The following is a 21979-nucleotide window of genomic DNA, read 5'->3' as shown; positions in this document are numbered from 1 at the left end:
ATCAGCGGCGCCACCGCCGGGTGGCGACTGAGCACGGCCTGATCAGGCCTGGTGCTTCAGGATGTACTCGGTCGCGTCACCGACCGTCTTGAGGTTCTTGACGTCGTCGTCCGGGATCTTCACGTCGAAGCGCTCTTCGGCGGCGACGACGACCTCGACCATGGACAGCGAGTCGACGTCCAGGTCGTCGGTGAAGGACTTGTCCGTCTGGACGTCCTCGACCGGGATGCCGGCGATCTCGTTGACGATCTCCGCGAGACCGTCAACGATCTCCTTCTCAGTGGCGGCCATGTTGGCGCTCCTTCTTGTATAGCCAGAGGGTGTGGCGTCTTGGGTGCGGACCGGATGATCCGTACGTGATGCCTAGGGGAGGGTAACGACCGTGGCGGCGTACACGAGACCCGCCCCGAAGCCGATGACGAGCGCGGTGTCGCCGCTCTTCGCCTCGCCGGTCGCCAGAAGCCGCTCCATCGCGAGCGGGATCGAGGCGGCCGAGGTGTTGCCGGTGGTGCGCACATCACGGGCCACCGTGACGTGCTCCGGCAGTTTCAAAGTCTTCACCATCGAGTCGATGATCCGCTCGTTGGCCTGGTGCGGAATGAAGACGTCCAGGTCGTCCGCGGTGATTCCGGCCGCGTCCAGCGCCTGCTGGGCGACCTTCGCCATCTCGAACACGGCCCAGCGGAACACCGCCTGGCCTTCCTGCGTAATGGCAGGGAACTTGTCGGGGGCACCCTTGCGGTACGCCTCCCAGGACTCGGTCTGCTTGATCGTCTCGGACTTGTCGCCCTCCGAGCCCCAGACCGTGGGGCCGATCCGCGGCTCCTTGGAGGGGCCGACGATCACGGCACCGGCGCCGTCACCGAACAGGAACGCCGTCGCGCGGTCGCTCAGGTCGGTGAGGTCGCTCAGCCGCTCCACGCCGATGACCAGGACATACTCGGCCGAGCCGTCGGTGACCATGCCCCTGGCCAGCGTCAGGCCGTAACCGAAGCCGGCGCAGCCCGCGGAGATGTCGAACGCGGCGGGCTTGCCCGCGCCGATCTTGTCCGCGATCTCGGTCGCGATGGCCGGGGTCTGCTTGAAGTGCGAGACCGTCGAGACGATCACGCCGCCGATCTGCTCGGGCGTGATGCCCGCGTCGGCGATCGCCTTGCCCGCGGCCTCGATCGACATCGCGGCCACGGTCTCCTCGTCGGAGGCCCAGTGGCGGGTGGCGATGCCCGAGCGGGAACGGATCCACTCGTCGGACGAGTCGATCGTCTCCAGGATCACTTCGTTCGGCACGACACGGGTGGGCCGGTAGCCGCCGACGCCCATGATCCGCGCGTACGGGGCGCCCTGACTGGGCTTGATCTTCGACATGCGCTACGGCTCCTTGTCTGTCGTCGGCTCAGGAATGCTCGGCGACGAGCGCGCGGGCCGCGTCGAGGTCATCGGGGGTCTTCACCGCGAGCGTCTGGACGCCCTTCAGCGCGCGCTTGGCCAGACCGGTCAGCGTGCCACCGGGGCACACCTCGATCAGCGCGGTGACGCCCATCTCCTGGAACGTCTCCATGCACAGGTCCCAGCGGACCGGGTTGGCGACCTGGCCCACGAGGCGCTCGATCACCTCGGCGCCGGTGGCGACCGCCTTGCCGTCGCGGTTCGAGACGTACGTGATCTTCGGGTCGGCCGGGGTGAGGCCCTTGGCGGCCTCCTCCAGCTGGGCCACCGCCGGAGCCATGTGGCGCGTGTGGAAGGCGCCCGCGACCTTGAGGGCGACGACCTTGCGCACGCCCTCGGGCTTGTCGGCCTCCAGCGCGGCCAGCTGCTCCTTGGTGCCGGCGGCCACGATCTGGCCCGCGCCGTTCACATTGGCCGGGGTCAGGCCGAGCTTCTCCAGGTGCGGGACGGTGACCTCGGGGTCACCGCCGAGCAGCGCCGCCATACCGGTCTCCGTGACGGCGGCGGCCTCGGCCATGGCGAGACCGCGCTTGCGCACCAGGCGCAGCGCGTCGTCGTCACCGATCACACCGGTGTACGCGGCGGCCGTGATCTCACCGACGCTGTGCCCGGCGACCGCACCCGGCGCGATGTCACCCAGTGCCGCGGCGGAGAGCAGACCGGCGGCCACCAGCAGCGGCTGGGCCACGGCGGTGTCACGGATCGCGTCCGCGTCGGCCTGCGTGCCGTAGTGGGCAAGGTCGAGCCCGATGGCGTCGGACCAGGCGCCGAGGCGGTCTGCCGCGCCGGGGAGGTCGAGCCAGGGGGTTAGGAAGCCGGGCGTCTGAGCGCCTTGGCCGGGAGCGACGAGTACGAGCACTCTCACACTCTCTCTTGTCGACGGCGTGAGCCGCCCGTGGGGACAGGGACGAAGAACGGCTGGGGGAATTGTAGAGGCCCAACAAAAGCCCTACGGCTGAGGATCCCCGTTGGCCAGACGCCCCAGGATGAGCGCGATTCGGAGTGTGAACGCGGAGCGCACATCGGAGGGCGACCATCCGGTGACGTCAGTCACACGTCGAAGCCGGTAGCGCACGGTGTTGGGGTGGACGAAGAGCATCCGGGCCGCCCCTTCGAGGCTGCTCGCCTGCTCCAGATAGACACTGAGCGTCTCCAGGAGCGCGGAGCCCGCTTCCTCCAGGGGTCTGTAGATCTCCTCCACCAACTGCTCACGGGCCGCCGGATCCCCGGCCATGGCCCGCTCGGGCAGCAGATCATCCGCGAGGACGGGCCGCGGGGCGTCCTGCCAGGCCGAGCACGCCTTGAGCCCGGCGGCCGCGGCCTGCGCGGAACGGGTGGCGGCCAGCAGATCCGGGACGATCGGCCCGGCCACCACGGGACCGGCGGCATACGGCCCGATCAGCGCTTTCGCGACCGCCAGGGGGTTGTCGCTGCCGCCCGCGATGACCACCAGGCGAGTGCCGAGCACGCCCGTCAGGACCTGGAGCTTGGCATGCCGGGCGGCCCGGCGGATGGCCTCGACGGTCAGCTCGCTGTCGCCGTCCGGGGCGGTGCCGAGCACCACGCACACGTGCTCGGGGGAGTTCCAGCCCAGCGCCGCGGCGCGGGAGACGGCACCCTCGTCGGCCTCCCCGGAGAGCACCGCATTCACGACCAGCGATTCGAGCCGGGCGTCCCAGGCACCGCGTGCCTCGGCGGCCTGCGCGTACACCTGCGCGGTCGCGAAGGCGATCTCGCGGGCGTAGACGAGCAGCGCCTCACGGAGGACGGATTCGTCTCCCGGGGCCGCCACCTCGTCGATCGCGGACTCCATCACCTCGATCGTCGTACGCACCATCTCCACGGTCTGGCGCAGCGTGATCGCCCTGGTCAGCTCGCGGGGGGCGGTGCCGAAGACGTCGGTGGAGATGGCCTGCGGAGCGTCCGGGTGCCGGAACCACTCGGTGAACGCGGCGATACCGGCCTGGGCGACCAGGCCGATCCAGGAGCGGTTCTCCGGCGGCATCGCCCGGTACCAGGAGAGTGTCTCGTCCATGCGCGCGATGGCCTGCGCCGCGAGGCTCCCTGACGACTTCTCCAGCCGCTTCAGGGTCGCGGTGTGCGCGTGGGGGGTGCGGCGGTCCTGGCGGGGCCCGGGTCCCGGCTCCTGTGGGGAACCGGGCGGGGACCCCGGCCGGGACTCCTGGTGGTCTTCGTTCGCTGAGGGTTCGGGCACGGGACAAGACTGCCTTATCGGGGCGGGCACATGCGGTGCCGGGGCTGACGTGGGGTGTGTGATCCGGGGATACCGTGGGGTGCGTGATTGACGTACGGCGCTCCGGCGACCGGTACCGCGGCGGGGAGGCGGCGGCCGGCATCGAGTCCTTCCACGCCTTCTCCTTCGGTCCCCACTACGACCCCGACAACCTCCGCTTCGGCGCCATCCTGGCCTGCAACGAAGAACGCCTCGCGCCCGGCGCGGGCTTCGACGAACACCCGCACAGCCACACCGAGATCGTCACCTGGGTCGTCGAGGGCGAACTGACCCACCGCGACTCGACGGGCCACGAGTCACTGGTCCGCCCCGGCGACGTCCAGCACCTGTCCGCTGCGGGCGGCGTCCGCCATGTGGAACGCAACGACGGCAAGGCTCCTCTCGTCTTCATCCAGATGTGGCTGGCCCCCCTCTCTCCGGGCGGCGACCCGTCCTACGCCGTCATCCACGGCATCGCCGACTCGACCCCGTACGAAATCCCCGGCGCCGGTGCCCTGCTGCACACCCGCCGCCTGGCCCCCGACGAACGCACCGCGCTGCCCGGCTCCCCCTTCGCCTACGTCCACCTGGTGCGCGGCGAGATACGGCTCGGGGAGGAGCGCTTGGCCGCCGGGGACTCGGCGCGGATCACGGCCGAGAGCGGCCTGGAGGCGGTGGCCACGGCCGATGCCCCGGCGGAACTGCTGGTGTGGGAGATGACAGGAGGGTAGGCCCCAAGGGGATGGGCCGATGGTGAGTGGAGCGGAGCCACCGCGCCCGGGGTTCCCAAGGCCCCGAGCGCACCTGCGGACCTCAGAGCTCCCCGAGCACCGCGTCGGTGAACGCGGGCCACACCTCGACGGCCCAGGGCCCGAAAGGCCGATCGGTGAGGGCGACGCAGGCCGCCCCCGCGTCCGGGTCGACCCACAGGAACGTCCCGGCCTGCCCGAAGTGCCCGAACGTCCGAGGCGAAGACGAACTGCCCGTCCAGTGCGGCGCCTTGGAGTCCCGGATCTCGAACCCGAGCCCCCAGTCGTTGGGATTCTGATGCCCGTACCCCGGCAGCACGCCCTTCAGCCCCGGATACGTCACCGTCATCGCCGCGGCCACCGTCCGCGCGTCCAGCAGCCGAGGCGCCTGCACCTCCGCGGCGAACCGGACGAGGTCGTCGACAGTGGACACCCCGTCCTTGGCGGGCGAACCCTCGCCCTCCAGCGCGGTGGCGGTCATGCCGAGCGGCTCCAGCACGGCCTGCCGCAGGTACTCCCCGAACGGAATGTCCGTGGCCTTGGCGATGTGTTCGCCCAGCACCTCGAACCCCGCGTTGGAGTACAGCCGCCGCGTCCCCGGCGCCGACATCACCCGGTGCTCGTCGAAGGCGAGCCCACTGGTGTGCGCGAGCAGATGCCGCACCGTCGACCCCTCGGGCCCGGCGGGCTCGTCGAGCTCGACCGCGCCTTCCTCATACGCGACCAGCGCCGCGTACGCCGCGAGGAGTTTGGTGACCGAGGCCAGGGCGAAGCGGTGGTCCGTCGGCCCGTGTGTTCCGGCGACCGTCCCGTCCGCACGGACGACAGCGGCGGCAGCGGTGGGCACCGGCCAGTTCTCGATCATCCCCAAGCTCTGCATGTCCAAGAGCGTAATTCCTCCTTGAGAAGCGCCGTCACGCCAGGTGGTCGTCAGTGACCAAGGAATGAGATGCCTCCTGTTCTCTCCGAATCTTTCTCCCGAATCCACTTGCTTGGAGCGCACTCCAAGGTTCTAGCGTGAGGCACATGACGGTGATGGAGACCACCCCCGCACCAGCCCGCCCGGCCCGTCCTGCCCGTGAGGCCGACCCCTGCGCCTCGGCACCTGCCGGGCTCCCGCGCCCGGAGGGCGAGGACCACTACACGATCAGCGAGGTGGCCGCTTTCACCGGCCTCACCGCCTACACACTGCGCTGGTATGAGCGGATCGGCCTGATGCCCCACATCGACCGCTCCCACACGGGCCAGCGCCGCTACCGCAACCGCGACCTGGACTGGCTGGCCTTCGTCGGCAAGCTCCGCCTGACCGGGATGCCGGTGGCGGACATGGTCCGCTACGCGGAACTGGTCCGCGAGGGCCAGCACACCTTCCACGAGCGCCAGGATCTGCTGGAGCGCACCCGGCGCGACGTCCGCACCCGCATCGCCGAACTACAGGACACCCTCGCGGTCCTCGACTACAAGATCGACACGTACGCCGGCGCCCGCAGGGCTTCGGAGGGTGCCGAGATCGACTGACGCAGGGCTTCGGCGAGGCGCTGGGTTCGGTCCACGCAAGGCTTCGGAAAGGCGCTGGGTGTTCGGTCCACGCCAGGCTTCGACGAGGCCCTGAAGTCGCTCACGCCAGGCCCAGGGCGAATATCGTGAACCCGGCCGCGAGAATCCCGGCGAGTGCCCGCCTCGCGTGGCTCGCCCGTTTCCACGGCGCCTCGAAGCCCCGGGCGTACCGGCCTATGAGGACCAGCAGCGCCGCGAGAACCGGGAGCCAGGCGATCCGAGTCGCTATCCAGTCCAGTGTGTCGGGGCCCGTGGTCAGCCCCGGCACCGCGCCGAGGAACGAGCCGGGCACGGCCGCGGCCAGCAGCGCCGTCTGGTGCCAGCACAGGATCGTCATCGCCGACAGGTTGATCACGACGACCGGCGCCCACAGGGCGGGCCTGCGCAACAGCCGGCCGATACGGTCCCGCAGCAGGATCGCCGCGCCGCTCTGCGCGGCGGCCAGGGCGAGGATCAGCAGCGACGGCGGATGCGAGTTCGTGCGGGCCTGCCCGGGGACGCCGACCATCGATGCCGGGTAGTGGAAGACGAGGAGCAGGGCGGCGAAGAGAGCGGTGCCACCGGCCAGCAGGAGCCAGGCCCCGTGCCTGCCCAGCTTCTTCTCGCCCCAGGCGACGCCCAGTTGGTAGGCGAACATCCAGCCCGGCAGCAGATTCAGCAGGGAGAGCCAGGAAGGCATGGCCTCCGCGAACGGCCCGTAGCGCAGGAAGTCCACGATGGCGACCGCCCCGAGCAGAGGCAGCGCGGCCCATGCCCCCAGCCGCTCCACCGCCCGGATGCACCAGGGCGTGAGCGCCGTGACCACCATGTAGACGCCCACGAACCACAGGGGCTGTATGACCAAAGTGGACGCCGTGCGCAGTGTCGTACCCGGCACTCCCAGCGTGTACAGCACCGGAAGCAGTGCGGCCCAGACCGCTGTCACGCCCAGGACCGGCCGCCCCAGTCTTGTGACGCGTCCGCGCAGCCAGGTCCTCGTCGACTCGCCGCGCCCCGCCGCCCGTCGGTACGACAGCGTGGAGGCATGGCCGCCCACGAGGAAGAAGATGCCCAGCATCTGGAGGACCCAGCTGAGCGGTGCGAAAAAGCCGAACGAGGTCAGCGGGCTCGCGTTGTGCAGCGCGCCCCCGGCGTCGAGGGTGAAGCCGCCCAGGAGCCAGTGCCCGGTCGGCACGGCGAGCAGGGCCAGGGCGCGCAGCCCGTCCATGGCCCGGTCGCGGTGGGCAGGGGTTTGGGCGTCCATGGCGGATGCCGCTCCGCGCATGCGGTGCAGGAGGGGGAGGCTCATGTCCGTGCTCCGATGGTCCGGGTGGCGTCGGCGGGGTCGGCCCCGCTGGCGATACGGCCGAGGGCCCGCAGGGAGTCCGTGCCCGGGGTGAAGTAGCCGGTGTGGCCCTCGGCTTGCTCGGTGGGGACGTGCCGGGCGCCGAAGTCTGGGGACGTCGGGTCCTCGCCGTGGCCGAGGCCGAACAGCTCGATGTTCGGCACCTTGCCGATCCAGTCGCTGTCGTCCTTGGCGGCCCAGACACGGGCGTCGGTATGCAGGTCGGCGACACTGTCCGCCCGCATGCCGGGAGAGCCGAGCACCACCAGGTCGGCCGCGGCGAGGCGTGCAGCTGCCAGGCCACACACCACCGAGCCGTAGCTGTGGCAGAACACGGCGGGTCTCGGAGCGCCTGCCGCGGTCAGTCCCTGGGTGAAGCGTGCGAGGCGTGGCGCACCCGCTTCGGCGAGGCGGCCGGTGGCGGCGTCGGGGCCGAGGCCTACCGGGGTGGTGTACGCCACCCAGGCCACCACGGCCGTGCGCCCGCCGGCCGCTGCGTACAAGGAACGGCCCATACCGGCCGGCGTACCGTACTTGTCCGTGGCGCGATCGAAGGTGCTCAGGTCGATGTCGGAGCCGGGCACGACGACGGAGACATGCTGGGCCTGCTCCAAGCCGCCGTACACCTCGGCCACTTGGCCCCGGCCTCGTGGGTCGAACGCCAGTATCTGCCTCCCGGGGGTGAGTAGTTCGTCGTAGCGGACGATCAGGGCCCGGGCCCGCTCCCGGTCCTGCGTGGTGAGGCCGGGGTCGGTCGATCGGGCCCGCTCGCGCGCCCGCTCGGCTTTGAGGGAGCGGGTGTTGGCCTCGTACCGGAGGGCTACCGGGGCGCCGTCGAGATTGCCGACGACCGAGGGGTGCCGTGCCGCCAGCTCTTGACGTCGGGCGGGGCTCAACGAGTCGAAGAACGCGGTGATCCGGGTGGGGGAGGCGGTCGCGGGGTCCGGCAGGCGCACCCCCAGGGAATGGTCCGCGCGCCAGGAACTCGTGCCCGGCGGCGGGCCCGTGATCGGCTGCTGTTCATTGCCGACGGTCCAACCCGCCGTACCCGCCACGACCGTCGTCGTGAGCGCGACGGCGACCAGCGCCCTCTTGCTCCGTGCTTTCCAGGACCGAATCCGCATGGCCGGCTCCTCCCCGCTTCGTGGCGCGCTGTGGCCTGACGCAGGGAAAGGTAGGGAGACGGTGTGCGACGGCACGTCACACCGGGGAGCCGACTCTCAGGTGATACCGGAGTATGCGGGGGTGATACCGAGGTAGGGGATGCCGGGTCGAGGGTGGACTACTGCTCGCCCGGCGTGACCAGGCCCGACTCATAGGCGAAAATCACGGCCTGGGCGCGGTCCCGCAACCCCAACTTGTGGAGCACACGGCCGATATGGGTCTTCACCGTCTGCTCGGCGAGCACCAGGCGCTCGGCGATCTCCTGGTTGGACAGGCCGCGCGCGATCAGCACCAATACCTCGGTCTCACGCGGTGTCAAGCCATTGAGCTGGAGCGACTGATCCTTGCGCGGTGCGGGGCGCTGCTTCGCGAAGTCAGCGATCAGCCGCCGGGTCACCGAGGGGGCGAGCAGCGCCTCGCCCGAGGCCACCACGCGCACGGCCGAGATCAGGTCCGCGGGTGGAGCGTCCTTGAGGAGGAACCCGGAGGCTCCCGCGCGCAGCGCCTCGTACACGTAGTCGTCCACGTCGAACGTGGTGAGCATGAGCACCTTCGGCATGTGCACCACTCCCGGAGGCGGGTTCAACAGCGCACGGGCCGCGGCGAGTCCGTCCATCTCCGGCATGCGGACGTCCATCAGGACGACGTCGGGATGTGTACTGCGGCTGACCTCGACGCCCTTCTTGCCGTCCGGTGCCTCACCCACGACGTCGATGTCGCTCTGCGCCGCCAGCAGGGCGGCGAATCCGGCCCGCACCATGGCCTGGTCGTCGACGATGATCACGCGGATGGTCATGCGGTGCCGGAGCCCTTCGGGAGCAGGGGGAGACGGGCGGCGACACGGAAGCCGCCGTCGGGCAGCGGCCCGACGTCGACCGTGCCGCCGACCAACCGTACGCGCTCGCGCATGCCGACGAGTCCGTGGCCCGTGCCGGTGCCCTCCAGGGGTGCGGGAGGCTCCTCGGACGGGCCGTTCACCACGAGGATCAGGAGATTCTCGTCGTCCAGACTGAGCGTGATCGTGGTGCGGGCGCCCGGCGCGTGACGCATCACGTTCGACAAGGCCTCCTGCACGATGCGGTACGCGGACAGGTCCACGGCCGGTGACACGTTGGCCAGGTGGGTGAGGATCGCCAGCTCCGGACGGGACAGGTCGATCGGTATGCCGGCGCGCACCGTGGCCTCGACCAGGTGCGGCAGGCGGTCGAGGCCGGGCTGGGGTGCCCGCTCGCCGTTCACCCCCTCGCTGCGCAGCACCGCCAGCAGCCGCCGCATCTCGGTGAGGGATTCCCGGGCGCTCGCCGCTATGCTCCCGAACTCCTCGCGCGCCGCCTCGGGAAGGCCGTCGAGGCGGTAGGGCGCGGAGTCCGCCTGGATCGTGATGACCGACATGTGGTGGGCGACGACGTCGTGCAACTCACGGGCGATGCGAGCCCGTTCCTCAAGGAGGGTGCGCTGGGAGCGCTCGGTCTCGCTGATGGTCTCCTGCTCGACGAGCCTGCGCCGGGCGTCGCCGCGCTCACGCAGCAGGGCGCCGAGCAGTAGCACGGCCCCGCTCAGCACGATCAGCAGCACGCCGGTGTCCTGGCCGCCGTCTCCATGGAACGCCCCGAGCGCCAGCCCGGCGACCACGGTCACCAACCAGACCCCGAGCAGGGTGCGGCGCCTCTCCCGCAGGGACAGCGCACAGCAGAGGACCAGATACCCCACGACGATCATGGGGGTCCATGGCCCTGGTCGGTCGGAGTTCGAGGCCGTCGTGATGATCGCGCCCACGACATCGGCGACGATCACGATCCACCACGCGGGAAGCGGCCGGGTGACCGCGAGGAGCAGTGGGGCGGCCTGGGCGACTCCCAGGGCGCCGGCGAGTCCGCCCCCCACCCCGTAGTCATGCGTCAGCACTTGGACGGTGATGGGGATGAGGGTGGCGACGAAGCCCAGCGCGATCAGGTGGGGCAGCATCCGCACCCAGCGTTTGGGGGCGCTCGCCAGCAGCGGCTCGGTCGAGCCCGCGGGGGTCGACAGCGAGGCCCCCGCCGTCCGCAGACCGTCCACGACCGCTGCGGTCGCACGCCGGAGGCCGGCCCCGCGTCCGCCCGGCTCGTCGGCCGGGCGATCGGGGCCCTGATCGGGAGGTGTCGTCGCGCTGCTCATAGCCTGATCAGCGTAGGCATCAAGCATCCCCCGCGCCGTCATACCGGGGAGCTGGACCGGGCCTCATACCCAAGTATCACTGTCGCCCCACGGGTGCCACCCGTGGGGCGCGCGATCACAGCTCGGCCAGCAGCTCGGCCTTCTTCGTCGTGAATTCCTCGTCCGTGAGCAGCCCCGCCTGATGCAGCTCGCCCAGGTGCCGGATGCGGTCCGCGATGTCCGCCGGATCACGCCGGACGGCCGGTGCGGGCGCGGCTCCGACGCCGTCGGACGTCAGGGCCGGAGGGCCCGAGGCCCGGATCGCCGCGAGGATCGACGCGGCGAACGGCAGCGACTCGTGGACCGGGCCGTATCCGAGGCCGAAGACGACGGCCGCCGGGTCCTGATCGGCCTGCGCGGGCTGCGCCACGGGGGTGTCACGGCGCAGCAGCCGCAGATGGCCCTCGAAGACCTCCGGGGAGCGCCACTCGATGCCACTGAGATCCGTGACAGCGAAGCTCTGGTCACCGGCCTTCCACTTCGCCGACGAGGCGCCCGTCCAGAACCACCGGAAGGACACCAGCTTGCCGTCGAAGGACGCCTTGCCGTCGTACGCCTTGAACTGGAGCGGAGCCTCGGGGGCGGCCACCAGATAGCGATCCGGCGGCCCGCCGTCGTCCGCGGAGACCTGTGCCCGCAGCTCGTCCGCGTAGTACTCGGCGAGCGTCTCGCGCTCGGCGGGCAGCACCAAGCGGTACGGGTCGCAGCCGTCCTTGAGCTGGCCTGCCGCCGCCTCCATCAGGGGGTCGGCGCCGGGTCTCGGCACGGCATGAAGAACGACGGTTCCGCGTTTGCCCGGGGAGAGTGTCACCGCTGCGATCGCCTCGTGCGGGATACGCCGTTCACCGAGCGCTTGGAAGAGCTTCGGCGTGCGGATTCCCCGTTCGAAGCGGATGAGCACGGAGTCGGACTCGAACTCCCAGGCGGCATGAAATCCGGCCAGTACGTCACCCATGCGGCTCATCGTAGGCGGCACGCGCGCCTCCGTCCCTCCTGCGGCGGGCCGCTGTTGCGTTGATTTCTACGCGCGTCAGGCCGCCGCGCCGGAAATGTCCTTCCGGCAGACGTCGTCCCCGCTCGCGCATCGCACCCTGTCGTACGCACCAGTCCCGATCTGGGCGAAATTACGCAGACTCTCCGTACCCGGTTCGAAGTAGCCGGTGTGGCCCGCCGCACCCGCCGCGGACAGCACCCGCGCGCCGAAACCGCCGGACACCGGGTCGGCGCCGTGACCGAGCCCGCCGACCTCCATGTAGGGCACATCCTGAATCCAGTCGTCGCTGTCCCGAGCGGCCCAGATCCGGGCCCCCGTACCCAACCGCGATGCCTTGTCGGCGCGCATGCCGGGGCTGCCCGCGACCGTGATGTCGGTGACGCGCGAGGGCAGGGTCCGCGCGGCCACCCCGCACACCACGGAGCCGTAGCTGTGGCAGTACAGCGCGACCGGTGTGCGCCCGGGGAGCCCCCGCACCATGGAGTCGAGGCGTACGGCCCCGCTCTCGGCGCGCATGGCCGTGGCCGCGTCCACGCCGATGCCCACGGGCGCGGTGTAGTCGGCCCAGGCGATCACGGCGGTACGCGCGCGTGGGTTCGCGGAGTGCTCCGCGCGGTAGAGGGCCTTGGCCATGCCGACCGGCGCCGAGTACTTGCGGAACGTCCGCTCGAAGGTCAGCACGTTGGTGTCGACGCCGGGCACCACGACAGAGACGCGGCGGGCCTTGTCGAGGTCTCCGAAGACCTCGGCCATGCGACCGGAGCCCATGGGGTCGAAGGCGAGGACCTGGCGTTCGGGGCGCATCATGACTCCGAACCGCTTCATCCTGCGCTCGGCCTCCTGCTGCCCCAAGGGGGAGAGGCGTTTGTCGTGCATACGCTCGCGCTCGACCTTCCGGGCCTGCCCCAGGGCGATGCGGTTCGCGCGATAACGCAGTTCGGCGGGCGCACCGTTCATGTTGCCGACCGCGAGGGGGTAGCGGCCGGCGAGCCAGTCGCGCTGCTTCTTGTCGAGCGAGGTGAAGAAGTGGCTGAGCCGAGCGGCGGGGGCATCGGGGTCGGGCAGCGCGCGCCCGTCGATGTTCCCCCGCTCCCAGGCGGAGATCGCGGCTTCGAGAGGCGACGAATCGCCCCGGTTGTTCCGCACGGCGGTCCAGCCCGTGGTCGCCAGCATGACGAACACGACGGCCAGCGCGAGCACAGCACGCCAGGCGTTGAGTTGCGGGGATGAGTCGAAGGAAGTCACTGCGGAACACCCTAGGAGAACCCAGATGCATACCGTGCATCGCGTGATGCAGATCACGTTTCCCGGGGGTTAATTGAGGCACAGCAGGCACATATCGAAGCACTTCCTCACGCTCCGTAGAAGGACTGTGCGCCCTCGGTCCGTCATGCGCGTGCGTGACGTGGAGCGTCCGCTCCCTCGTCCGATGTGAGTGCGAATCTGTCCGATGTGAGTGCGAAACGCGCTCATTGAGGGCGCCTTGTGGGGGAGCTGACGAGGGGCGACTAGGGCATACGCCAGTTCTCCGCCAGTGCGGGTCCCAGGTGATCGAGATACTGCTCGGTGAGCTCGCGGATCGACTCCACGCTGGTGTCCTGGCCCGCGCCCCACAGATGGCCCGTCACGCGCATCACGCCGCTGAACGCCGCGACAGCCACGCGCGGTCGTGGATCGGTGTCGACGTCCAGTCCCTCGCGTTCGGCGATCACCCGGGCGATCTCGTCCTCGGTCTCCATGGAGCGGCGCAGGTGTGCGGCGAGCAGTGCGGGTGTCGACTCGATCATCTGGTACGTGCTCATGTGCAGTTCGACCGGGACGACTTCCTCGATCGACTGCCCCATCGCCTCCCAGGCGCCGAGGATGGCCCCGCGCAGCGCCACCAGCGGCGCTTCCTGGGCGGGGCGTTCGCGCAGACTCTGGACGAACCGCGCCTCCACCATCTCCTGGACGGCGAAGGCGGCCTCCTCCTTGTTCGCGAAATAGCGGAAGAAGGTGCGCTGGGACACCTCAACGACCTCGGTGATCTCGTCGACGGTCGTCTCCTCGAACCCCTTGGTCGTGAAGAGTTCGAGCGCCGCGCGCAGCAGCGCGTCCCGGGTGCGCTGCTTCTTGCGCTCCCGCAGTCCGGGCGCCGCAGGGCCGGGCGAGGTGTCGTCCTCGGCGGCCTTGGCCTGGGGTTCCGCGGGTTCTGTCGGTCGCTGCCCGGTTTTCACGCCATGGCCCTCTCTGACTGTTTGCCCAGTTCAGCATATCTGTGAGTCACGTGTCAGTTACCGACTAGTGATATGGTTTGTCAACTGTCAGTCACTGTCATTAGCCTGGCCGCATGACTAGTCAGACCACCGCCGACAAGGCGGACAAGGCGCCGGAGCCCGCGTCCGCTCCGGCCCCGGCCAAGGGGCTCCGCGGCCACCCCTGGCTGACGCTCTTCGCCGTCGCGATGGGCGTGATGATGGTCGCCCTGGACGGCACCATCGTGGCGATCGCCAACCCCGCCATCCAGAGTGATCTCGGTGCCACCTTCGCGGAGGTGCAGTGGATAACCAATGGCTACTTCCTGGCGCTCGCCGTCTCGCTGATCACCGCGGGCAAGCTGGGTGACCGCTTCGGCCACCGTCAGACGTACCTCATCGGCGTGATCGGCTTCGCCGCCGCCTCCGGGGCCATCGGACTGTCGGAGACCATTCCGCTGGTGGTCGCCTTCCGTGTCCTCCAGGGACTGTTCGGCGCCCTGCTGATGCCTGCCGCGCTCGGCCTGCTCCGCGCCTCGTTCCCGGCCGAGAAGCTCAACATGGCCATCGGCATCTGGGGCATGGTGATCGGCGCGTCCACGGCGGGCGGCCCGATCCTCGGCGGTCTGCTCGTCGAGCACGTCAGCTGGCAGTCCGTCTTCTTCATCAACGTGCCGGTCGGCGTCCTCGCCGTCGCGCTCGGCCTGTTCATCCTCAGGGACCACCGCGCCGAGAACGCGCCCAGGTCATTCGACATCCCGGGTATCGCGCTGTTGTCGGCCGCCATGTTCTGCCTCGTCTGGGCGCTCATCAAGGCTCCTGAATGGGGCTGGGGCGACGGCCTGACGTGGACGTTCATCGGCGTATCCGTGCTGAGCTTCGTGCTCTTCGCGACGTGGGAGTCGAAGGTCAAGGAGCCCCTCATCCCGCTGGGGCTGTTCCGCTCCATGGCGCTGTCCGCGGGCGTGGTCCTCATGGTGCTGATGGCCATCGCCTTCATGGGCGGACTCTTCTTCGTCACCTTCTACTTGCAGAACGTGCACGGGATGAGCCCCGTCGACAGCGGTCTGCATCTACTGCCCCTCACCGGCATGATGATCGTGGGTTCGCCGCTGGCGGGGGCCATGATCACCAAGGTCGGTCCCCGGGTCCCGCTGGCCGGCGGCATGCTGCTCACCGCCGCCGCCATGTACGGCATGTCCACGCTGGAAGCGGGCACCGGCAGCGGTCTGATGTCGCTCTGGTTCGCACTCCTCGGCCTCGGTCTCGCGCCGGTGATGGTCGGCGCGACCGAGGTCATCGTGGGCAACGCGCCGATGGAGCTGTCCGGGGTGGCCGGTGGCCTTCAGCAGGCCGCGATGCAGATCGGTGGCAGCCTCGGCACGGCGGTCCTCGGCGCCGTCATGGCGTCGCGGGTCGACAGCGACCTGGCCGACAACTGGGCCAAGGCGAAGCTGCCGCCGCTCAGCCCCGCCGACCTCGACAAGGCCGCCGAGGCCGTCCAGGTCGGCAAGGCGCCCGTCCCGCCGAAGGCGCCGCAGTCGGTCGCCGACCAGATCGCCTCGGTCACGCACGACACGTTCATGTCGGGTATGGGCCTGGCCTGCCTGGTCGCCGCGGGCGTCGCCCTGGTCGCGGTCTTCGTCGCGTTCCTCGCCAAGCGCGGAACCAATGCCGAAGCCGGTGCGGGCGTGGCGCACATTTAGGGCATACGGCTCGCCGCATGTCCGCAGCCGGTCGTGCGGCGACGAAAGTCAGGGAAAGCCCCTCAGGGACATTCTGGGGGGCTTTCGCCTATCCGGGTGACGCACATTCGTACCCCTTCCGATGACACGGTCGGCAGGTCCAGAGTTCAGACATGAGATCCGCGCGACGCGGACAACTGAGCCACACCACACGGGGGTTGAACACATGCGTACGACCATGCCTGCGACCGTCACCGCCGCCGCACTCGCCGCGGTGATCCTTTCATCCACGCACGTCGCGGCCGCGGCCCCGCCGACGTTCCGCGGATGCGGGCCCGGCGAGCTCTGCCTCTGGGAGAAGGCGCAGTTCAAGGGAGCGCGACACACGTACGAGTTGTCCAAGATCGACATCGAGAGCTGTATCGCGCTGCCGGAGGGGGGCAGCGCGCAAGCTCTCGCCAATCGCACCGGCCGGCCCGTCACCACGTACCAATCCGCGGAATGCGGCGAGACCGGGGAGTTCAACACGTACCCGGGCAGTGGCACCTGGGCGCCCGAATCGCCTTATCGGGTACGGGCCTTCAAGGTCTGGGAGCGCTGAAGCGGGGTACCCGCGGTCTTGAGCCGAACCGGCTGACGCAAGGAGTGATGATGGCGGGCTTTGGACACGCCACGCGCAAGCACCCTCGCTCACGCGGCCGTACGTGGTCGCGGAGCGGGCCGGACCGCGCGACGCTCGGGATAGTAGGGGCCGTCTGCGCGATCGCCGGGTTCTTCGTACTGGGGATCATCCTCGGCCCCATGGCGATCGTGTGTGGTTGGCTGGCCCTGGGCCGCAGTTGGGCCGGTGCCCGGCCGGCACCGGCCCTGGTCGCCCTCATCCTGGGCGCGATCGACACCGTGCTCGCGCTCCTATGGATATCCGGGGCGACCACGATGAACGGCGTGTTCTGACACGGGCGACCCGCCCTCGCTCAGCACATCCCCGTCCCGCCGAGAGGCCCCGTCCGCCCGACGGCGCCCTCGGCGGACGCGGGACGGGGCACCGAGCCGGAGCCTGGGCCCGAGCCTGAGTCCGCCCCTGGGCCGGAGCCCAAGCCCGACGCCGCCCCGGGCGAGCAGCCCGGCCCCGGCGCCGAGCCTGTACCCGGCGTCAGCCCCGCCCCCGACCCCGCGTCCACCCTCAGCCCCGACCCCGCCTCCGACAGCGCCGTCACCTGTGCCCGCAGCGCCTGCACCTCTGCCGTCAATGCCTCGATCGCGGCTGTCTGGCGCCGTTCCTCGATGTCGTCCTTGTCGAACCTCGCGATGAACCACGCCGCGATGTTCGCGGTCACCACACCGAGGAGTGCGATGCCCGACAGCATCAATCCGACTGCCAGCACCCTGCCGAGTCCCGTCGTCGGGGCGTGATCGCCGTAGCCGACCGTCGTCATCGTGGTGAAGGACCACCACACCGCATCACCCAGCGTCTTGATGTTCCCGTCCGGCGACTCCCGCTCCACGGAGAGCACCGCCAGGGAACCGAACATCAGCAGGCCTACCACCGAGCCCACGACATACGTCGTCAGCGTTATCTGCGACGCCATGCGGGCCCGCCGGCCGACGAGCATCAGCGTGGAGACGAGCCGCAGCAACCGCAGCGGCTGAATCATCGGAAGGAGGACAGCACACAGGTCGAGCCAGTGCGTGCGGACGAAATGCCGCCGCCGGTCGGTGAGGAGGAGACGTACGAGGTAGTCGACGGCGAACGAGCCCCAGACGACCCACTCCACGATCGTGCAGGTCGCCGTGACGGTCCGGCTCGCGTCGGGCATCACGATCGGCACGGCGTAGGCGAGGGCGAACGCCACCGCGAGCGCGAGAAGAGGGCGCTGGGTGCGCCGCTCCCAACGGATCTGTGCCGGTTGATGCTTCATGGGCGCATCGTAGGAAACGCCGAAGGGCGACGGGACCTCTGCCCCGCCGCCCTCCAGCTGGAACGCGCGCTACACCGTCTGGAACGTGCGCTATGCGTCGCCCCCGGCCGGGCCGGGGTCGGCGGCCGTGACGTCGAGGAGCTGGTAGCGGTCGATCGCCTGCTTCAGGACGGAGCGGTCGACCCTGCCCTCGCGGGCCAGCTCGGTCAGCACGCCGACCACGATCGACTGCGCGTCGATGTGGAAGAAGCGGCGGGCCGCGCCCCGCGTGTCGGCGAAGCCGAAGCCGTCCGCCCCGAGCGACTGGTAGGTGCCGGGCACCCAGCGGGAGATCTGGTCCGGGACGCTCCGCATCCAGTCGGAGACGGCCACGAACGGGCCCTCGGCGCCGGACAGCTTCTGCGTCACGTACGGGACGCGCTGCTCCTCCTCGGGGTGCAGGAGGTTGTGGCGCTCTACGTCCACGGCCTCGCGGCGCAGCTCGTTCCACGAGGTGGCCGACCAGATGTCCGCCTTGACGTTCCACTCCGAGGCGAGGATCTGCTGGGCCTCGACCGCCCACGGGACGGCGACACCCGACGCGATGATCTGGGCGGGGATGGCGCCCTGCTCGCCCGGCTTGAAGCGGTAGATGCCCTTGAGGATGCCTTCGACATCCACGTTCTCCGGCTCGGCCGGGTGCTGGATGGGCTCGTTGTAGACGGTGAGGTAGTAGAAGACGTCCTCACTGTCAGGGCCGTACATCCTGCGCAGGCCGTCCTTGACGATGTGCGCGATCTCGTAACCGAAGGCCGGGTCGTAGGCGACGCAGGCCGGGTTGGTCGAGGCGAGCAACTGCGAGTGGCCGTCGGCGTGCTGGAGGCCCTCGCCGGTCAGCGTCGTGCGGCCGGCGGTGGCGCCGAGGACGAAACCGCGCGCCAGCTGGTCGGCCATCTGCCAGAACTGGTCGCCGGTGCGCTGGAAACCGAACATCGAGTAGAAGACGTACACCGGGATGAGCGGCTCGCCGTGGGTGGCGTAGGCCGAGCCCGCGGCGATCAGGGAGGCGGTGCAGCCCGCCTCCGAGATGCCGTCGTGCAGCATCTGGCCCGTCGGCGACTCCTTGTAGGCAAGGAGCAGCTCGCGGTCCACGGCCTCGTACTGCTGGCCGAGCGGGTTGTAGATCTTCGCGCTCGGGAAGAACGCGTCCATGCCGAAGGTGCGGTACTCGTCGGGGGCGATCAGCACGAAGCGCTTGCCGATCTCCTTGTCCCGCATGAGGTCCTTGAGGATGCGGACGAACGCCATGGTGGTGGCGATCGACTGCTGACCCGAGCCCTTCTTCGCGACCGCGTACGCCTTCTCCTCGGGAAGCTGGAGGGGCTTGGCGCGCACGACGCGGGTCGGGACGTAGCCGCCCAGGCCCTTGCGGCGGTCGTGCATGTACTGGATCTCTTCCGAGTCCCGGCCCGGGTGGTAGTACGGCGGGGCGCCGCTCTCCAGCTGCTTGTCCGTGATCGGGATGTGCAGGCGGTCGCGGAAACGCTTGAGGTCGTCGACCGTCAGCTTCTTCATCTGGTGCGTGGCGTTGCGGCCCTCGAAGTTCGGGCCGAGGGTCCAGCCCTTGACCGTCTGGGCGAGGATCACCGTCGGCTGGCCCTTGTGGGCCTTGGCCGCCGCGTACGCCGCGTAGACCTTCTTGTGGTCGTGACCGCCGCGGCCCAGGTGCAGGATCTGCTCGTCGGTCATGTTCTCGACCATGGCGCGCAGCCGGTGGTCGTCGCCGAAGAAGTGCTCGCGGATGTAGGCGCCGGTCTCGGTCGCGTACGTCTGGAACTGGCCGTCGGGCGTGGTGTTCAGCTTGTTGACCAGGATGCCGTCCCGGTCCTGGGCGAGCAGCGGGTCCCAGCTGCGGTCCCAGACCAGCTTGATGACGTTCCAGCCGGCGCCACGGAACTGGGACTCCAGCTCCTGGATGATCTTTCCGTTGCCGCGCACCGGGCCGTCGAGGCGCTGGAGGTTGCAGTTGACGACGAAAGTGAGGTTGTCCAGGCCCTCGCGGGCGGCGATGGAGAGCTGGCCGAGCGACTCGGGCTCGTCCATCTCGCCGTCACCGAGATACGCCCAGACATGCGACTTGGAGGTGTCGGCGATGCCGCGCGCCTCCATGTAGCGGTTCATCCGCGCCTGGTAGATCGCGCCGAGCGGGCCGAGGCCCATGGAGACCGTCGGGAACTCCCAGAAGTCCGGCATCAACCGGGGGTGGGGGTAGGAGGACAGGCCGTTGGGCGCCTTGGACTTCTCCTGGCGGAACGCGTCGAGCTGCTGCTCGGTGAGCCGGTCCAGGAGGAAGGCACGGGCGTAGATACCGGGGGAGGCGTGCCCCTGGAAGAAGATCTGGTCGCCGCCGTCGCCCTCGTCCTTGCCCCGGAAGAAGTGGTTGAAGCCCACGTCGTAGAGGGAGGCGGAGGAAGCGAAGGTGGCGATGTGCCCGCCGACGCCGATGCCCGGGCGCTGGGCGCGCGAGACCATCACCGCCGCGTTCCAGCGGGTCGCGTTCAGGACCTTGCGTTCGATTTCCTCGTTGCCGGGGAAGAACGGTTCGTCCCTGGTGGCGATCGTGTTGACGTAGTCCGTGCTGCGCATTTCGGGAACGGCCACGCGCTTCTCGCGGGCGCGCTCGATCAGCCGGAGCATCAGGTAGCGGGCCCGCTCGCGGCCGCGTTCGTCGACCGCGGCGTCGAGGGAGTCCAGCCACTCCTGGGTCTCTTCGGGATCGAAGTCCGGGACCTGACTCGGCAGGCCGCCAATGATGATCGGGTTGCGATCGGATCCGGAAGCCACGCTGTTCCTTCGCTGTTGGGGCTTGCACCTGTGTCACCTGGGTCGTGCCTGGCCTTGTACCGCTCCCCATCGTGTACCCGACCGACGCGGACGTCATCTCTACCGAGAGGTAACCGAGACGTTCGCCTGGCGGTCCCTGGGGTAGGCTCGACCAAATCGCAACGATACGCCCATCCTGCCTAGCCGCTTCGCAGAGCCGTTCGGTCCCGTACGGATGAGGCGGCAGTTGCGGCGACACGGCTGGGAACGTCACCGTTTCGGCGGTCTCGGCGGCCGGGTACTTGCGCGATCCGTCCCGCCCGTGTGGACTACGGCCAACGCCCCGCGCACGCGCGTGGCTGAAGGCATTCCCGAAAAACATGATCAGGAGGCAATCCGTGAGCGCGACCGCGGACCACGCGGAGACGAACCTTGCCGTAAGGCTTGGTTTCCAGCCCGACCAGGTGGTCCAGGAGATCGGCTACGACGACGACGTCGATCAGGAGCTGCGCGAGGCCATCGAGAAGGCCATCGGCTCCGAGCTCGTCGACGAGGACTACGAGGACATGGCTGACGCCGTGGTGCTCTGGTTCCGTGAGGACGACGGGGACCTGACCGATGCGCTGGTGGATGCCATCGCCTACATGGAAGAGGGCGGCTCCATCCTGCTGCTCACTCCGAAGACCGGTCGCGAGGGGTACGTCGAGCCGAGCGAGATCGGCGAGGCGGCCACGACCGCGGGCCTCTCCCAGACCAAGAGCATCAACGCCGGCAAGGACTGGAACGGCAGCCGGCTGAGCACCCCCAAGGGCGCCGCCAAGAAGCGCTAGCCACGCGCCGAGCCGCGAACCCAGCAGGGACAGCCGTGAGGCCCCCGCCGACACCATCCGTCGACGGGGGCCTCACGCATGCACGGAACGCCTGTACGGAACGCGTTCATGGAACGCATGTGCGGGCGCCCGAGAGGTGTGAGCCCGAAGGGCGTAGATCGACGGACGTAGGGTGGGTGTCACCCGAACGGCCCCACCCGAGGGGCCCCGTCGAAGGGATGCGTAGTCATGGCGCTCGCTGGAATCGCGACCGGCACCAAGGCCCCGGAGTTCGAGCTCAAGGACAACCACGGCCGGACCGTGAAGCTCTCCGACTTCCGCGGCGAGAAGAACGTGGTGCTGCTCTTCTACCCGTTCGCGTTCACCGGCGTGTGCACGGGCGAGTTGTGCGCGCTCCGCGACGAGCTGCCGAAGTTCGTCAACGACGACACCCAGCTGCTCGCCGTCTCCAACGACTCCATCCACACGCTGCGCGTCTTCGCCGAGCAGGAGGGTCTTGAGTACCCGCTGGTCTCCGACTTCTGGCCGCACGGCGAGGTCTCGCGAGCGTACGGCGTCTTCGACGAGGAGAAGGGCTGTGCGGTGCGCGGCACCTTCATCATCGACAAGGAGGGTGTCGTGCGCTGGAGCGTCGTCAACGGCCTGCCCGACGCGCGTGACCTGAACGAGTACGTCAAGGCCCTCGAAACGCTCTGATCCGGCCGCTGAATCCGGTCGCTCCTCTCGGCTTCGGTGAACCCCTGGTTCTCTCAGGGGCGACACCCTGTGATTCTTCAGGTGCAGAGCCTGTGGCGGCCGGGAACCGGTCACTAGGATCCACACGTTGATCCGATGCAACGCAACGCT

The 21979-nt window shown here is 69.7% G+C and carries 21 protein-coding genes; 7 read left to right on the top strand and 14 right to left on the bottom strand.

Annotation, left to right across the window (positions count from 1 at the left end):
* Positions 1-42: 42 nt before the first annotated feature.
* The 4 genes from ACOBQB_RS21275 to fasR all read right to left on the bottom strand — a co-directional run bounded on the left by ACOBQB_RS21275 (position 43) and on the right by fasR (position 3535).
* Positions 43-291, bottom strand: a complete 249-nt coding sequence (locus tag ACOBQB_RS21275; RefSeq protein ID WP_423593743.1) for an acyl carrier protein — start codon at positions 289-291, stop codon at positions 43-45.
* Positions 292-363: 72 nt separating this feature from the next.
* On the bottom strand, positions 364-1365 hold the full coding sequence (locus tag ACOBQB_RS21270; RefSeq protein ID WP_423593742.1) for a ketoacyl-ACP synthase III: 1002 nt from the start codon (positions 1363-1365) through the stop codon (positions 364-366).
* A 28-nt stretch (positions 1366-1393) separates the two neighbouring features.
* Positions 1394-2305 (bottom strand): ACP S-malonyltransferase, encoded by a 912-nt coding sequence (locus ACOBQB_RS21265; RefSeq protein WP_423593741.1) that lies wholly within the window; start codon positions 2303-2305, stop codon positions 1394-1396.
* Between the two features lie 90 nt (positions 2306-2395).
* On the bottom strand, positions 2396-3535 hold the full coding sequence (gene fasR / locus ACOBQB_RS21260) for a fatty acid biosynthesis transcriptional regulator FasR (protein ID WP_423598642.1): 1140 nt from the start codon (positions 3533-3535) through the stop codon (positions 2396-2398).
* 209 nt (positions 3536-3744) lie between these two features.
* Between fasR and ACOBQB_RS21255 the strand changes: the two genes are divergently transcribed.
* Positions 3745-4410 (top strand): pirin family protein, encoded by a 666-nt coding sequence (locus ACOBQB_RS21255; protein WP_423593740.1) that lies wholly within the window; start codon positions 3745-3747, stop codon positions 4408-4410.
* 82 nt (positions 4411-4492) lie between these two features.
* On the opposite strand, the gene ACOBQB_RS21250 is transcribed toward ACOBQB_RS21255, so the two are convergent.
* A complete protein-coding gene (locus tag ACOBQB_RS21250; RefSeq protein ID WP_423593739.1) occupies positions 4493-5308 on the bottom strand; it encodes a serine hydrolase domain-containing protein in 816 nt (271 codons plus the stop codon).
* Positions 5309-5454: 146 nt separating this feature from the next.
* Between ACOBQB_RS21250 and ACOBQB_RS21245 the strand changes: the two genes are divergently transcribed.
* Positions 5455-5946 carry a MerR family transcriptional regulator gene (locus tag ACOBQB_RS21245; protein WP_423593738.1) on the top strand — a complete coding sequence of 164 codons (492 nt, stop codon included), beginning with the start codon at positions 5455-5457 and terminating at the stop codon, positions 5944-5946.
* Between the two features lie 100 nt (positions 5947-6046).
* Here ACOBQB_RS21245 and ACOBQB_RS21240 read toward each other — a convergent pair whose 3' ends face one another.
* The 7 genes from ACOBQB_RS21240 to ACOBQB_RS21210 form a co-directional block, all read right to left on the bottom strand.
* Complete coding sequence (locus tag ACOBQB_RS21240; protein ID WP_423593737.1) at positions 6047-7273, bottom strand: acyltransferase family protein; 1227 nt, start codon at positions 7271-7273, stop codon at positions 6047-6049.
* Positions 7270-8433 (bottom strand): alpha/beta hydrolase, encoded by a 1164-nt coding sequence (locus ACOBQB_RS21235; protein WP_423593736.1) that lies wholly within the window; start codon positions 8431-8433, stop codon positions 7270-7272. The genes ACOBQB_RS21240 and ACOBQB_RS21235 overlap by 4 nt, the downstream gene beginning before the upstream one ends.
* A 158-nt stretch (positions 8434-8591) precedes the next feature.
* Positions 8592-9269 (bottom strand): response regulator, encoded by a 678-nt coding sequence (locus ACOBQB_RS21230; protein ID WP_423593735.1) that lies wholly within the window; start codon positions 9267-9269, stop codon positions 8592-8594.
* Positions 9266-10630, bottom strand: coding sequence for a sensor histidine kinase (locus tag ACOBQB_RS21225; protein WP_423593734.1), 1365 nt, complete (start codon positions 10628-10630; stop codon positions 9266-9268). The genes ACOBQB_RS21230 and ACOBQB_RS21225 overlap by 4 nt, the downstream gene beginning before the upstream one ends.
* Before the next feature lie 115 nt (positions 10631-10745).
* Positions 10746-11624 carry a DUF4429 domain-containing protein gene (locus ACOBQB_RS21220; RefSeq protein WP_423593733.1) on the bottom strand — a complete coding sequence of 293 codons (879 nt, stop codon included), beginning with the start codon at positions 11622-11624 and terminating at the stop codon, positions 10746-10748.
* Between the two features lie 75 nt (positions 11625-11699).
* Positions 11700-12908 (bottom strand): alpha/beta hydrolase, encoded by a 1209-nt coding sequence (locus ACOBQB_RS21215; protein ID WP_423593732.1) that lies wholly within the window; start codon positions 12906-12908, stop codon positions 11700-11702.
* 263 nt (positions 12909-13171) lie between these two features.
* On the bottom strand, positions 13172-13789 hold the full coding sequence (locus ACOBQB_RS21210) for a TetR/AcrR family transcriptional regulator (protein ID WP_423598640.1): 618 nt from the start codon (positions 13787-13789) through the stop codon (positions 13172-13174).
* A 203-nt stretch (positions 13790-13992) separates the two neighbouring features.
* On the opposite strand from ACOBQB_RS21210, the gene ACOBQB_RS21205 reads away from it, so the two are divergent.
* From ACOBQB_RS21205 to ACOBQB_RS21195, 3 genes are all read left to right on the top strand, one after another.
* Entirely contained in the window at positions 13993-15603 is a 1611-nt protein-coding gene (locus tag ACOBQB_RS21205; RefSeq protein WP_423593731.1) for an MFS transporter, read from the top strand.
* Positions 15604-15808: 205 nt separating this feature from the next.
* Positions 15809-16183 carry a peptidase inhibitor family I36 protein gene (locus ACOBQB_RS21200; protein WP_423593730.1) on the top strand — a complete coding sequence of 125 codons (375 nt, stop codon included), beginning with the start codon at positions 15809-15811 and terminating at the stop codon, positions 16181-16183.
* Between the two features lie 47 nt (positions 16184-16230).
* Positions 16231-16536 carry a small hydrophobic protein gene (locus tag ACOBQB_RS21195; protein WP_423593729.1) on the top strand — a complete coding sequence of 102 codons (306 nt, stop codon included), beginning with the start codon at positions 16231-16233 and terminating at the stop codon, positions 16534-16536.
* 20 nt (positions 16537-16556) lie between these two features.
* On the opposite strand, the gene ACOBQB_RS21190 is transcribed toward ACOBQB_RS21195, so the two are convergent.
* Both ACOBQB_RS21190 and aceE read right to left on the bottom strand, forming a co-directional pair.
* Positions 16557-17501 carry a potassium channel family protein gene (locus tag ACOBQB_RS21190; RefSeq protein ID WP_423593728.1) on the bottom strand — a complete coding sequence of 315 codons (945 nt, stop codon included), beginning with the start codon at positions 17499-17501 and terminating at the stop codon, positions 16557-16559.
* 90 nt (positions 17502-17591) lie between these two features.
* Complete coding sequence (gene aceE, locus ACOBQB_RS21185) at positions 17592-20324, bottom strand: pyruvate dehydrogenase (acetyl-transferring), homodimeric type (protein ID WP_423593727.1); 2733 nt, start codon at positions 20322-20324, stop codon at positions 17592-17594.
* A gap of 377 nt (positions 20325-20701) precedes the next feature.
* Here aceE and ACOBQB_RS21180 point away from each other — a divergent pair, with 377 nt between their 5' ends.
* Both ACOBQB_RS21180 and ACOBQB_RS21175 read left to right on the top strand, forming a co-directional pair.
* Positions 20702-21133: a DUF3052 domain-containing protein gene (locus ACOBQB_RS21180; RefSeq protein WP_423593726.1), complete on the top strand. Its 432-nt coding sequence runs from the start codon at positions 20702-20704 to the stop codon at positions 21131-21133.
* A 228-nt stretch (positions 21134-21361) separates the two neighbouring features.
* A complete protein-coding gene (locus ACOBQB_RS21175; protein WP_356577294.1) occupies positions 21362-21829 on the top strand; it encodes a peroxiredoxin in 468 nt (155 codons plus the stop codon).
* The last annotated feature ends 150 nt before the right edge of the window (positions 21830-21979 follow it).

The organism is Streptomyces sp. G5(2025) (assembly GCF_049542075.1).
In the GTDB taxonomy this organism is placed as follows: Bacteria; Actinomycetota; Actinomycetes; order Streptomycetales; family Streptomycetaceae; genus Streptomyces.
Note: the sequence above shows the minus strand (reverse complement) of the source record. Positions and strands in the feature narration are given on the sequence as shown.

Coding starts and splice junctions, on each gene's coding strand:
- ACOBQB_RS21220 (WP_423593733.1), bottom strand. CDS start 11,624: ATGGGTGACGTACTGGCCGGATTTCATGCCGCCTGGGAGTTCGAGTCC.
- ACOBQB_RS21250 (WP_423593739.1), bottom strand. CDS start 5,308: ATGCAGAGCTTGGGGATGATCGAGAACTGGCCGGTGCCCACCGCTGCC.
- ACOBQB_RS21175 (WP_356577294.1), top strand. CDS start 21,362: ATGGCGCTCGCTGGAATCGCGACCGGCACCAAGGCCCCGGAGTTCGAG.
- ACOBQB_RS21235 (WP_423593736.1), bottom strand. CDS start 8,433: ATGCGGATTCGGTCCTGGAAAGCACGGAGCAAGAGGGCGCTGGTCGCC.
- ACOBQB_RS21225 (WP_423593734.1), bottom strand. CDS start 10,630: ATGAGCAGCGCGACGACACCTCCCGATCAGGGCCCCGATCGCCCGGCC.
- ACOBQB_RS21230 (WP_423593735.1), bottom strand. CDS start 9,269: ATGACCATCCGCGTGATCATCGTCGACGACCAGGCCATGGTGCGGGCC.
- ACOBQB_RS21245 (WP_423593738.1), top strand. CDS start 5,455: ATGACGGTGATGGAGACCACCCCCGCACCAGCCCGCCCGGCCCGTCCT.
- ACOBQB_RS21200 (WP_423593730.1), top strand. CDS start 15,809: ATGCGTACGACCATGCCTGCGACCGTCACCGCCGCCGCACTCGCCGCG.
- ACOBQB_RS21275 (WP_423593743.1), bottom strand. CDS start 291: ATGGCCGCCACTGAGAAGGAGATCGTTGACGGTCTCGCGGAGATCGTC.
- ACOBQB_RS21195 (WP_423593729.1), top strand. CDS start 16,231: ATGATGGCGGGCTTTGGACACGCCACGCGCAAGCACCCTCGCTCACGC.
- ACOBQB_RS21205 (WP_423593731.1), top strand. CDS start 13,993: ATGACTAGTCAGACCACCGCCGACAAGGCGGACAAGGCGCCGGAGCCC.
- ACOBQB_RS21190 (WP_423593728.1), bottom strand. CDS start 17,501: ATGAAGCATCAACCGGCACAGATCCGTTGGGAGCGGCGCACCCAGCGC.
- ACOBQB_RS21240 (WP_423593737.1), bottom strand. CDS start 7,273: ATGAGCCTCCCCCTCCTGCACCGCATGCGCGGAGCGGCATCCGCCATG.
- ACOBQB_RS21270 (WP_423593742.1), bottom strand. CDS start 1,365: ATGTCGAAGATCAAGCCCAGTCAGGGCGCCCCGTACGCGCGGATCATG.